This is a genomic window from Microbacterium sp. HSID17254, from assembly GCF_003989315.1.
Taxonomy (GTDB): Bacteria; Actinomycetota; Actinomycetes; order Actinomycetales; family Microbacteriaceae; genus Microbacterium.
Genome location: NZ_RBLT01000017.1, coordinates 35131 through 46819 on the forward strand (window position 1 = coordinate 35131; position 11689 = coordinate 46819).

General features: G+C 72.2%; 10 protein-coding genes. 6 read left to right on the plus strand and 4 right to left on the minus strand.

What is annotated here, in order from left to right:
* Window positions 1-77 precede the first annotated feature (77 nt).
* The 3 genes from D8M34_RS11220 to D8M34_RS11230 all read right to left on the minus strand — a co-directional run bounded on the left by D8M34_RS11220 (window position 78) and on the right by D8M34_RS11230 (window position 5543).
* Window positions 78-668, minus strand: coding sequence for a 2'-5' RNA ligase family protein (locus D8M34_RS11220; RefSeq protein WP_238695645.1), 591 nt, complete (start codon window positions 666-668; stop codon window positions 78-80).
* A gap of 124 nt (window positions 669-792) precedes the next feature.
* Window positions 793-2760: a YhgE/Pip domain-containing protein gene (locus D8M34_RS11225; RefSeq protein ID WP_126894024.1), complete on the minus strand. Its 1968-nt coding sequence runs from the start codon at window positions 2758-2760 to the stop codon at window positions 793-795.
* Complete coding sequence (locus D8M34_RS11230) at window positions 2757-5543, minus strand: MMPL family transporter (protein ID WP_126894025.1); 2787 nt, start codon at window positions 5541-5543, stop codon at window positions 2757-2759. The genes D8M34_RS11225 and D8M34_RS11230 overlap by 4 nt, the downstream gene beginning before the upstream one ends.
* 129 nt (window positions 5544-5672) lie before the next feature.
* Here D8M34_RS11230 and D8M34_RS11235 point away from each other — a divergent pair, with 129 nt between their 5' ends.
* Window positions 5673-6299 carry a TetR/AcrR family transcriptional regulator gene (locus tag D8M34_RS11235; protein WP_025104438.1) on the plus strand — a complete coding sequence of 209 codons (627 nt, stop codon included), beginning with the start codon at window positions 5673-5675 and terminating at the stop codon, window positions 6297-6299.
* Here the strand turns inward: D8M34_RS11235 and D8M34_RS11240 are convergent.
* Window positions 6296-7282: an o-succinylbenzoate synthase gene (locus D8M34_RS11240; protein WP_025104437.1), complete on the minus strand. Its 987-nt coding sequence runs from the start codon at window positions 7280-7282 to the stop codon at window positions 6296-6298. The two genes, D8M34_RS11235 and D8M34_RS11240, sit on opposite strands and share 4 nt — an antisense overlap.
* 90 nt (window positions 7283-7372) lie before the next feature.
* On the opposite strand from D8M34_RS11240, the gene D8M34_RS11245 reads away from it, so the two are divergent.
* The 5 genes from D8M34_RS11245 to D8M34_RS11265 all read left to right on the plus strand — a co-directional run bounded on the left by D8M34_RS11245 (window position 7373) and on the right by D8M34_RS11265 (window position 11656).
* Complete coding sequence (locus tag D8M34_RS11245) at window positions 7373-7705, plus strand: PadR family transcriptional regulator (protein ID WP_029989612.1); 333 nt, start codon at window positions 7373-7375, stop codon at window positions 7703-7705.
* Between the two features lies 1 nt (window position 7706).
* Window positions 7707-8666, plus strand: coding sequence for a permease prefix domain 1-containing protein (locus tag D8M34_RS11250; RefSeq protein ID WP_025104435.1), 960 nt, complete (start codon window positions 7707-7709; stop codon window positions 8664-8666).
* Between the two features lie 5 nt (window positions 8667-8671).
* Entirely contained in the window at window positions 8672-9592 is a 921-nt protein-coding gene (locus D8M34_RS11255; protein ID WP_102208055.1) for a 1,4-dihydroxy-2-naphthoyl-CoA synthase, read from the plus strand.
* A gap of 15 nt (window positions 9593-9607) precedes the next feature.
* Window positions 9608-10759 (plus strand): AMP-binding protein, encoded by a 1152-nt coding sequence (locus D8M34_RS11260; protein ID WP_174235387.1) that lies wholly within the window; start codon window positions 9608-9610, stop codon window positions 10757-10759.
* Between the two features lie 105 nt (window positions 10760-10864).
* Window positions 10865-11656, plus strand: a complete 792-nt coding sequence (locus D8M34_RS11265) for a class I SAM-dependent methyltransferase (protein WP_102208056.1) — start codon at window positions 10865-10867, stop codon at window positions 11654-11656.
* Window positions 11657-11689 lie beyond the last annotated feature (33 nt).

The following is an 11689-nucleotide window of genomic DNA, read 5'->3' on the forward strand; positions in this document are numbered from 1 at the left end:
GGGACACGCCGACGGGCGCGGCTCGGTCACGGCGTGTCGTCCGCAAATCTCCGAAGTCGTGCCCGCCGGAGCAGGGCTCAGCCGCCGAGGGGGATGACCTCGGCGTGCTCGACGCCGCCCTCGTACCAGACGAACTCGACCTCGGTGACGACCTCCGTCGGCGCAGGGAGGAGCGGACGGACCTCGGTGGCGGCGAGCTGCTGCCACGTCTCGGCATCCAGCGTCTTGCCGTAGAGCACCGAGAGGTGGAAGGTCCAGTCCTCGACGGAGAGCTCGTCGAGGCGGCGGAGATCCGTCCGCCGGAGCAGCTCCGTCAGCGAGGCGTACGCGTGCACGAGCGCGGGCGTGCGGGCGAGGCGCAGGATCACGATCTGCCACGGCGCGGGGAAGACGTCCACGGCGTCGGCGGTGAGCTCGAGAGGACCCTGTTCCCCGGCCCAGGCCCGGATCACGGCCCGCAGCTCCTCCCGACGCTCCGGCTCGAAGAAGCCGCGAAGGGTCACGTGCTCCGTGTGCGGATGCCGGAGCGGCGTGTCCAGACGACCGAGCGCGGCCTCCTGGATGGCCCGGTATTCCGCGGCGACGGCCCCGGTCGGCCGGAGCACGAGATACTGCTGTCCTTCGAGAGTCGCGAGCTGGTCCGGAGTGTCCATGAACGGTCGGCGCATGGCACGAGGGTACGGGGTACCGTCGTCGCGTCCGTGCACTGTTTCGGAGATCGCCACACGACACGCCGCTGGAGCGGGGTGCCCGGCGGCGTGTCGTGCGTGATCTCCGCAGCTGTGCCCGGGGTCAGGCGGTGACGACGGCTCGCGCCGTGGTCGTGCGGCGGACCGCGACGACCACCGTCGTGGCGACGAGCGAGAGCACGCCCCAGACGACGAGGGCGGCGACGGCGGCCCCGCTCGCCTCCACGAGACCCGCGAAGGCCGGTGCGGTCGGGAGGGCGGCCCCGATGCTCGCGAGCCAGTCGGGCACGGTCGAGATGAGTCCCGTCGCCACGGCGATGACACCGATCAGTGCGGCGATCCAGCGTCCGATGCCGCCGAACACCGCCACGAGGGCCTGGTTCACCGCGGCGAACACCACCCCGGCGAGGACGGCGGTTCCCGCGAAGGCCCACCACTCCGCGACGTCGTAGTCGGCCACGATCTGCACGATGAGCGAGACGAGCAGACCCTGGGCCGCGCCGATCGCCGCGGCCGGCCAGAACGCGCGGAGGGTGAGGGAGGCGGAGGAGCGTCGTGAGGTGAGCGTGCGCGCCGTGTGCGCGCGGAGGACGAGGAACGACGCGAGACCGCCGAACCACAGCACCACCGCGGTGAGCAGCGGGATCGCGGTGGGGCCGAAGAGCGAGCCCATCGAGGAGTCGGTCGCCACCGGATCAGCGATCACCGACGCCAGCGACGTCGACTCCTCGTCGCTGAAGGACGGGAGGGAGTCGGCCGCGGTGCGCAGTCCGCCCGCGAGGTCGCCGGTGCCGGTCGCGAGGGTGTCGAGGCCGGTGGCGAGCTCCGTGCTGCCGTCGGCGAGCTGGGTCGCACCGTCGGCGAGCTGCGTCGCGCCGGACGACAGTGCCCGCGCTCCTGCGGCCGACTGGTCCACGCCCTCGGTCGCGAGGCGGTTGAGCCCGCCGGCGAGCTCGGTCGCCCCGGCACCCGCCTGGCCGAGCTGGGTGGCCAGCGTGGAGAAGGACCCGGGAAGCGCGGCCACGCCCTCGGCCACCTGCTTGTCGTTGAGGATGCCGGCGGCGGTCCCGGCCGAGGTCGCTGCTGCCACCGCCTGCTTTGCGAGGGCGGAGAGCTGCTCGCACTCCGCCGAGCTCGGATCGGCGACGCACGCCGTGGCCGCCATCGTCCCGAGACCCTGCGCGACCGCGGCGGACTCGCCCGCAGCGGATCCGGCGGCCGCGGCCGCCGACTGGATCCCGCCCGTGAGCTGCTGCACGTCGGCGACCCGGCCCTGGAGCTCGGTCGCGCCGGAGGTGAGTCCCGCCCCGATGGTGCCGGCGCCGGTCGCCGCCTGCCGCGTCTGCCCCGCGATCGTGTCGAGGCCGGACGCGAGGGTCGAGGCCCCGGTACCAAGCTCTCCGGCACCCGCGGCGAGCTGCGTCGCACCCTCCGGGAGGGCCGCAGCGCCGGTCGCCGCGTCACGGGCCCCCTTCGCCAGCTCCAGGGCCCCATCCGCCGCGTCGCCGATCTGGTCCCCGATGGTGGTGAAGCCGACGAGGATGTTCTCCGTTGTGGCCTCGGACAGCGTGGTGCCGAGCGTCGAGGCCGCCACGTCGGCGATCTGCCCGGTGATGAGGTCGTCCGCCACGAGGCCGTCGTCGGGCGTCGTCACCTGGATCGTCGCCTGCTCCGCGTCCCCGCCGCCGTCCGCGACCGCCTGACCTGCGGAGGTCGCCGCGGCCGAGAAGTCCTCGGGGATCGTGATGACGGCCTGGTAGGTGCCGTCGGCGAGCCCGTCGGCGGCGTCCTCCTCGTTGGAGATGACCCACGTGAGGTTCGAGTCGAGATCGTCCGAGCCCTCGACGAGCCCGGACGCGAGCTGCCGCCCGAGGGGAGCGGTCTGGCCGTCGATCTCGACGGGTTCGTCGAGGTTCACGATCGCCGCGGTCATGGAGTCGAGGCGCTCGGTCGGGTTGTAGAGCGCCGCCATGAGGATGCCGCCGATCGCGGCGGGCAGCAGCAGGACGCCGAGGATCGTGAGCCAGGTGATGGGCTTACGTGAGCGGGCGCGCTCGAGGGGGAGGGTCATGCGGGCACCTCGGTCGTTTCTGCGGCGCTCGGGCGGGGCGCGCGCGTGTCGAGTACGTCGGCGGACGGCCATCCGGCGTCCGCGAGGAGGGAACGGGCCGCGTCGGGATCGACGGCGGTGGCGAAGACGGCGAGCTCTCGGCGCGACCTCGCGTCGCGCAGCATCGCGGCGACCTGGTCGCGCTCGCCGCCGCGGAGCCGGTCCGCGCCGTCGATCACCACGAGCTCGGAACGACCGCGGAGGGCTTCGCGGAGGTCGGCGAGCACCGGGGCGTCGTCTCCCGCGAGCACGCAGCCCACGTGGGAACGGACCCAGGCCGCACGACCGGGGAGCAGGTGTCCGGCGACACGGAGGCGTCCGTCGGCCGGGGCGATGCGGGCGCCGACGGTGAGAGCGAGGGCCCGCAGCGTCCCGGCGTCCGCGCCGCTCGCGACCAGGGCCGCGCCGGGTGCGAGCCGCAGCGACAGTCCCTCCGTCGTCGAGGGGCCGGCGCCGAACTCCAGGTCGTCGGCCGCGACGAGCGACCCGTCGCCCGGCCACGCCTCGAGGTGCCGTTCGCGTTCCACCGCCTCGCCCTCGATGTCCACGCGGGGGAGGATCCGCTCCAGCCAGGACGGGATCTCCCAGGCGCGCTCGCCGAGGATCGCCATGAGCGCCGGGATCAGCGTCATACGCACGAGGAAGGCGTCGAAGGCGATGCCGGCGGCGAGTCCGAGGGCGATGGGCTTGAGGGAGGAGTCGCCCTCGGGCACGAAGGCGACGAACACCGCGAACATGATGAGGCCGGCCGCCGTGACGACCTTCGCCGAACCGGTGAACCCGCTCCGTACGGCGCGCAGAGCTGCGGCCCGTCGGGTGGCGCGGTTCACCGATCCCGCACCCGGCCGGAGGTCAGGATCGTGCACGAAGTCCTCGCGCATCCGCGACACGAGGAACACCTGGTAGTCCATCGCCAGGCCGAAGAGCACGCCCATGAGGATGATCGGCATGAAGCTGATGATCGGGCCGACCTTCGCGACGTGCAGGAGGTCGGCGAACCAGCCCCACTCGAAGACCGCCCCGACGACGCCGAAGGCGGCGACGATCGACAGCAGGTAACCGGCTGCGGCGGTGATCGGCACCCAGAGGGAGCGGAACACGATGGTGAGGAGGATCAGCGAGAGACCGATAACGAAGATCCCGAAGGGCAGCAGAGCCGCCCCGAGCTGATCCGAGATGTCGATGCCGACGGCGGTGAAACCGGTGACCTTGAGGTCGATGCCGAACTCGTCCAGCCACTCGTCGTGGTGGCTGCGGAGCTCGCGCACGAGGTCGGCCGTCGCGGGGTCGTCGGGAGCCGTCTCCGGGATGATCTGGACGATGCCGGTGTCGGCGGTCTCGTTCGGCGTCGCGAGGGCGACCTCCTTCACGCCGGGAACCTCGGCCACCGCGTCTCCGAGGTCTTCCATGAGACCGAGGGGGTCGGTGGAGGTGACGATGGTGCCGGTGAGGATGAGGGGGCCGTTGAAGCCGGGGCCGAACTGCTCGCCGACGAGGTCGTAGTTCTGCCGTGCCTCGGAGTCCTTCGGCAGGACGCCGGCGTTCGGCAGGGCGAGGTCGAGGCTGAGGGCGGGGACGGCGACGATGCCGAGTCCGAGGACGACCGCGAGGGAGACGAGGACGGGGTGCTTCGTCACGCCCTCCACCCACCGACGGCTGCCGCGGGGCTTCGTGACGGCGTCCTTCGCGGCCGCCTTCTTCGGGGCCTTCGCGCGCTTCGGCCGTCCGGCCACGCGGCCCTTGAGGAATCCGAGCAGGGCGGGGGTCAGGGTCACCGCGATCGCCACGGCGACCGCGACGGCCACGGACGCCGCGACGCCCATGGTGGTGAGGAACGGGATGCCCGCGAAGCCCAGGCCGATCAGCGCGATGAGCACGGTGACGCCGGCGAAGACGACCGCCGATCCCGCCGTGCCGACCGCGCGGGCGGCCGACTCCTCAGGTTCAACGCCGTCCCGGACCTGGTCCTGGTGGCGCGCGACGATGAAGAGCGCATAGTCGATCCCGACCGCGAGCCCGAGCATCAGGGCGAGCAGCGGCGTGGTGGAGGAGACGGTCGCGAAGGCGGTCGCCGTGAAGATCCCGGCCATGGAGATGCCGACGCCGAGGATGGCGGTGAGCAGGGGGAGTCCGGCGACGACGAACGAGCGGAACGTGACGATGAGCACGAGGAGCGCGATGAGCAGGCCCACGGCCTCGGTGAGCGTGACGCCGGGGATCGAGATCGCGAAGAGGTCGCCGCCGAGAGAGGCCTGCGCACCGTCGGGGAGCTCTGCCGCGAGCTCGTCGACGGTGGAGCGCAGGGCGTCCTTCGTCTCCTCGGAGACGTCGGTGGACTCGCCGTCGAATTGCAGGCGCACGATTGCCGCCGTGTCGTCGTCGTTGATCATGCCGTTGACCATCTCGTCGTACGGCGAGGTGGCGGCGAGGACCTCGTCGAGGTCGCCGAGCTCCGACACGGCGTCCTCGATCGGCTCGCGGTACGCGTCATCGGTGATCTCGTCGCCGTCCGCGGCCACGACGATGAACTGGGCGTTCGTGCCGCTCACCTGGGGGAAGGAGCGGGAGAGCTGCTCGAGGCCGGCCTGGGACTCGGTCCCGGGGATGGAGAACGTGTTGTCGGTGCCGGCACCGAGGACCACGGCTCCAGCTCCGGCGATGCCGAGGGCGAGGAGCCAGGAGACGAGGACGCGCCATGGGTGGCGGAAGGACCAGCGTCCGAGGGACGAGAGGAGTGTGGACACGCGAATCTCCGTGGGGTGCCGGGTGGATACACAGGTGTATCCGATACATAGATGTATCGTAAGGTCATCCGCCATCCGGAGTCTGTGCACCGGGTGTGAATCGTCGAGAGGGAAGGCCAGGAGGTTCCGATGTCGTCACCCGCCACCCGCAGCCGGGAGAACACGAAGGCGCGTCTGCTGGAGGCCGCCGCGCAGGTGTTCGCCGAGGTCGGCCTGGACGGTGCCTCGGTCGAGGCGGTCTGCGAGCGCGCCGGCTTCACGCGCGGGGCGTTCTACTCGAACTTCGACTCGAAGGACGAGCTGTTCCTGACCCTCGCGGCCGGGGTCGCCGACGCGAGGGTGGCAGCCGTGCGGACTCGCGTGGAGCAGATGCGGGCGGACGGTGAGCTCGCCGACGACTGCGACCCGAAGGATCTCGTCCAGCAGATCATGGAGCTCGGCAGCGACGACCGCCTGGGTGTGATGCTGATGAGCGAGATCCGCATCCGCGCCCTGCGCGATCCGCAGTTCGGCGAGGCGTACCTCGCCCAGGAGCGCGAGATGGTGGCGAGCATCGCGCGCATCGTGGAGGACATCGTGGAGGCGGCGGGCACGCTGCGTCTCCGGCTGCCCGCGACCGATGCGGCGCGCATGCTCATGATCCTCTGGGAGGGCATGACGGTCCGCGGTGCCATGGCCGGTCGTGACGACGCGGCCCTGCGGCACTCCGGCGGCGAGGAGCTCGGGCGGCTCGTGGAGCTCCTCGTCGAGTCCTAGGCGCTGCGGGCTGCGAGCAGCTCGTGGTGGCAGCGGGCCAGTCGGGCCAGCCACCACTCCCGACGCTCGTCCGCGGCGGCGAGCCGGGTGAGCGCTGCCGGGTCGGGGGACAGGCGCCCCACCGGGATCGCGCCGTCCACGGGGCGGAGGTCGGCGACGTCGTCCTGGAACAGGGAGGCCGTGCCCAGACCGCAGTCGTAGTCGAGGGTGGGGAGCGCGGCGGCCAGCGCGGCCCCCTGCGACAGGCCGATCGCGGTGTCCAGGGCGCTGGAGACGACCGCGGGGAGGCCGGCCGCGGTGACGATCTGCAGGGCATGGGTCAGGCCGCCCAGCGGCTGGGCCTTGATGACGACGATGTCCGCCGCGCCCGCGCGCGCGACGGCGAGGGGGTCGCCGGACTTCCGGATGCTCTCGTCCGCGGCGACCGGGATCCCCATGTAGGCGATGCGCCGGCGCAGCTCGACGAGCTCGGGCACCGACGCGCAGGGCTGCTCGACGTACTCCAGATCGAAGGCGGCGAGGGCGTGCACGGCGTGCTCGGCCTCGTCGACGTTCCAGAGGCCGTTCGCGTCGATCCGGATGCGACCCTCCGGCCCGAGCACCTCGCGGACCGCCTGGACCCGGGCGACGTCGTCCGCCAGCACCTGTCCCGGCTCGGCGACCTTGACCTTCGCGGTCCGGCACCCGGAGAACCGCGCGAGGACCTCGGGCACGCGGGCGGCGTCGACGGCGGGCACGGTGGCGTTGACGCCGACCCGCTCCCGCAGCGGCGCGGGCTGCGGCGCGTAGGCGTAGTCGATCGCGGCGGCCAGCCAGGTCGCGGCCTCGGCATCGTCGTACTCGACGAACGGGGAGAACTCCGCCCAGCCCTCCGGCCCCTCGAACAGCAGGGCCTCCCGGGTGTCGACGCCGCGGAAGCGGGTCTGCATCGGCAGGGCGACGACGCGGGCGGAATCGAGGAGCTCCGTGACGGCGGGGATCATGACCCCATTGTGCGCCACGACCCCTCGACAGGATGTCGCGCGTATATGTGCCGTTGACAATGGTGTGTGACACACACTACTGTGATCGACATGAATGAGACGCTCGACACGCATCTGCAGGAACTGCGCCGCGGCACCGTGGTGCTCGCCTGCCTGCAGCTGCTGCGCACGCCGGAGTACGGGTATGCGCTGCTCGAGCAACTCGAGAGCCGCGGGTTCGCCACCGATGCGAACACGCTCTATCCGCTGCTCCGCCGTCTGGAGAAGCAGGAGTACCTGACGAGCGAGTGGAACACCGACGAGGCCCGGCCCCGCAAGTTCTATCGCACCTCGGAGGCCGGGACCCGGCTGGCCGACACCCTCACCGACGAATGGCGCGCGCTCACCACCGCGATCGCCTCCCTCACCCCCGAGGAGAACTGACATGACCGCGAGCACCCTCACCGAGCGCTACATCAGCGCCACGATCCGCAGCCTCGCGCCGGATACGCAGGACGAGGTCCGCGCCGAACTCGAAGCCGCCATCGCCGACGCCGTCGACGCGCGGCGGGAACAGGGCGAGAGCCCGGAGGAGGCGGAGCGCGCCGTCCTCACCGACCTCGGCGACCCGGGCATCCTCGCCGCCGGATACGCCGACCGCCCGCTGCACCTCATCGGCCCTCGGTACTACCTCACCTGGTGGCGGCTGCTGAAGCTGCTCCTGTTCATCGTGCCGCCGTTCGCCGCGGTGGGCGTCGCGATCGGGCAGCTGATCACCGGCGGCGGACCCGGCGAGGTCATCGGCGCGGTCGTCTCGGTCACGCTGTCGGTGATCGTGCACCTGTGCTTCTGGGTCACGCTCGTCTTCGTCGTGCTGGAGCGCGCCGGCGCCGACACCGGCGTGCGATGGAACGTGGACCAGCTTCCGGAGCCGACGGAGCACGGGGCCGCCCGCGCCGACGTGATCGCCTCGCTCGTGTTCCTCCTCGCCGGCATCGGCGCGATCGTGTGGGACGCGACGCTCGGATTCTTCCCGACCGGCGGCGACCCCATCCCGATCCTGGCGCCCGCGCTCTGGCCGGTGGGCATCGGCATCCTCCTCGCGCTCATGATCGCGGAGGCCGTCCTGGCCGTCGCCGTGTACGCGCGTCGGCGGTGGACCGTCGCCGCGGCCGTCGTGAACACCGTCCTCGCCGTCGCCTTCGCCGTGTGGGCCCTCACCCTGCTCCTGCAGGGCGAGCTCCTCAACCCGGCCTTCCTGGAGTTCGTGTTCACGGACAACGGGGTGGATGCCGACACGATGCGCGTGCTCACGGTGATCACCGGCGTCGGCCTCGTGGCCTTCCCGGCCTGGGACATCGTCGACGGGTGGATGAAGACGGCGCGTGCCCGGGGAATAGGCTGAAGACCGTGACCGATGCCTTCGTCTCCGACCTGTTCGATCCCGCCGAGTGGGAGCTGGCGCCCGGCGCCGAGCACTACACCGACATCACGGCGCACGTGAGCCGCGACGGCGGGGTCGCCCGCATCGCCTTCCACCGACCCGAGGTGCGCAACGCCTTCCGCCCGCACACGGTCGACGAGCTCTACCGGGCGCTCGACATCGCACGGCAGGACGCGCGGATCGGGGCGGTGCTGCTGACCGGCAACGGACCGAGCCCGAAGGACGGCGGCTGGGCGTTCTGCTCCGGAGGGGATCAGCGCATCCGCGGCCGCGACGGGTACAAATACTCGGACGCCGAGACCGCCGTCGTCAGCGGAGCGTCCGCGGCGGCTGTCGGGCGTTTGCACATCCTCGAGGTGCAGCGGCTCATCCGGTTCATGCCGAAGGTCGTCATCGCCGTGGTCCCCGGGTGGGCGGCGGGTGGCGGGCACTCGCTGCACGTGGTGTGCGACCTGACAATCGCGTCGGCCGAGCACGCGCGCTTCAAGCAGACGGATGCCGACGTCGGCAGCTTCGACGCGGGATACGGCTCCGCCTACATGGCCCGGCAGACGGGACAGAAGTTCGCGCGGGAGGTGTTCTTCCTCGCCGAGGAGTACTCGGCGCAGCGGGCCTACGAGGCGGGGGCCGTGAACCGCGTGGTGCCGCACGCCGAACTCGAGCGCGAGGCGCTGAAGATGGCGCGCACCGTGCTGACGAAGTCGCCGACGGCGATCCGGATGCTGAAGTTCGCCTTCAACGCCGTCGACGACGGGCTCGTCGGGCAGCAGGTGTTCGCGGGCGAGGCCACCCGCCTCGCGTACGGCACGGACGAGGCCGTGGAGGGGCGGGATTCGTTCCTCGAGAAGCGCGCCCCCGATTGGTCGTCCTTCCCCTGGCACTACTGAGCCGGAGAGACGATCGTGACCGCCCTCATCCCGACCGACGCGGAAGACACCGTGCTCCTGCGGGAGGCGCTGCTCCGAGCTCTCGACGAGGGACCGGCTCTCGGCTTCGGCATGCTCGCCGACGCTCCGGCGGAGGTGGACGACGGCATCGCCGCAGTGATCGCGACCTCCGGATCCAGCGGCGTCCCGAAGCGGGTGGCGCTGAGCGGCGAGGCCCTGCGGGCGAGTGCGGAGGCCACCGCCGCCCGGATCGGCAGCGGTCGCTGGCTGCTCGCCCTGCCGGCCGGCTACGTCGCGGGGCTGCAGGTGATGGTGCGCTCGATCCTCGCGGGCACGGAGCCGACCCGGATCGAGGGACGGTTCACACCGCGGGCGTTCGCCGAGGCCACGCGGAGCATGCGCCACGCTACGACCGCGGGCGTCCTCCCGGCCCTGTACACCTCCCTCGTCCCGGCGCAGATCGCGACGCTGCTCGACGCGAGCGCCGAGCCGGGTGTGCTCGCGGCGCTGCAGGCGTATGAGGCCATCCTCGTCGGGGGTCAGGCGCTCCCGGAGCCGCTGCGGGAGCGGGCGGCCGACCTCGGGGTCCGTCTCGTGCGGACCTACGGCTCGACGGAGACCAGCGGCGGCTGCGTGTACGACGGCGTCCCGCTCGACACCGTGAACGTCCGGGCGGTCGACGGCGAGCTGCGGATCGCCGGCCCCATGCTCGCGGAGGGCTATCTGGGCGACCCGGCGCTGACCGCGCGCACCTTCGCGCGGGACGAGCACGGAATCCGCTGGTACCGGACGGGCGACCTCGGGCTCCTCGAGGACGGCGTGGTGCGCGTGCATGGTCGCGCGGACAACGTGATCGTGTCGGGCGGCATCAACATCTCGCTCGACCGGGTGGAGCGCATCGTCCGCGCCGTGCCCGGGCTGCATCAGGCCGTGGTCGTGGCTGTCGACGACGAGCGCTGGGGGGAGGCCTCGGTCATCGTCGCGGCACGCGGGGAGGCCCTGCGGCGCAGCGAGTCCGAGCAGCTCGCCCAGGCCAGGGAAGCGGTGGCCGGCGAGATCGGCGCGCACGCGCGTCCGTCCCGCCTGATCCTCGTGGACGAACTCGACGTCCTCTCCTCCGGCAAGCCCGACCGCGAGGCGATCCGCCGGATGGTCTCCGCGCTCTAGCCCGTCGACCCACCCCGTTCGCGCCGCCCCGGCCCTTTGCGGGCGTCCGGAAGGGGCCGGGACACACGGAAAGGGGTGGGTCGACGGGAGTGCCAGACTGAGGGCATGGCCTCGTACACGCATGGACACCACGAATCCGTCCTCCGCTCGCACAGTGTGCGGGACATCGCGAACTCGGCGGCCTACCTTCGACCGCACCTCACGGCAGAGACCCGGCTCCTCGACGTGGGAGCGGGGCCCGGATCGATCACGGTGGACTTCGCGGGTGTGGTCGCGCACGTCACGGCGACCGAGATCGACGACGCCGCGCTGTCCCTCTCCCGCGACCTCGCCGCCGCGCGGGGAGTCGCGAACATCGCCTTCTCCGTCGAGGACGTGCACGCGCTGAGCTTCGCCGACGACTCCTTCGACGTCGTGCACGCGCACCAGGTGCTGCAGCACGTCGCCGATCCGGTGCAGGCACTGCGGGAGATGCGCCGGGTCGCGAAGCCCGGGGGACTCATCGCCGCCCGCGACGCCGACTACGCGGGCTTCCTGTGGTTCCCGGTCTTGCCGGAGCTCGACCGGTGGCTCGCGCTGTACCGCGCCGCCGCCCGGGCGAACGGCGGAGAACCGGATGCCGGCCGCCGCCTCCTGGCCTGGGCGCGGGCGGCGGGCTTCGAAGACGTCACGGCGACCGCGTCGACCTGGTGCTATGCGACGCCGTCGGAGCGCGCCTGGTGGGGCGGGATGTGGGCCGACCGCATCCTGGAGTCGGCGCTCGCCCGGCAGCTCGTGGACGAGGGGATGGCCTCCGCGGCCGACCTGCAGGAGATCAGCGACGCCTGGAAGCGCTGGGCCGACGACGGCGACGGCTGGTTCCTCGTGCCGCATGGGGAGATCCTCGCCCGCGCCTGACGGATACATCCCGCGACGGATGCCGCGCCCGAG

Coding starts and splice junctions, on each gene's coding strand:
- D8M34_RS11235 (WP_025104438.1), top strand. CDS start 5,673: ATGTCGTCACCCGCCACCCGCAGCCGGGAGAACACGAAGGCGCGTCTG.
- D8M34_RS11245 (WP_029989612.1), top strand. CDS start 7,373: ATGAATGAGACGCTCGACACGCATCTGCAGGAACTGCGCCGCGGCACC.
- D8M34_RS11250 (WP_025104435.1), top strand. CDS start 7,707: ATGACCGCGAGCACCCTCACCGAGCGCTACATCAGCGCCACGATCCGC.
- D8M34_RS11240 (WP_025104437.1), bottom strand. CDS start 7,282: ATGATCCCCGCCGTCACGGAGCTCCTCGATTCCGCCCGCGTCGTCGCC.
- D8M34_RS11265 (WP_102208056.1), top strand. CDS start 10,865: ATGGCCTCGTACACGCATGGACACCACGAATCCGTCCTCCGCTCGCAC.
- D8M34_RS11220 (WP_238695645.1), bottom strand. CDS start 668: ATGCGCCGACCGTTCATGGACACTCCGGACCAGCTCGCGACTCTCGAA.
- D8M34_RS11225 (WP_126894024.1), bottom strand. CDS start 2,760: ATGACCCTCCCCCTCGAGCGCGCCCGCTCACGTAAGCCCATCACCTGG.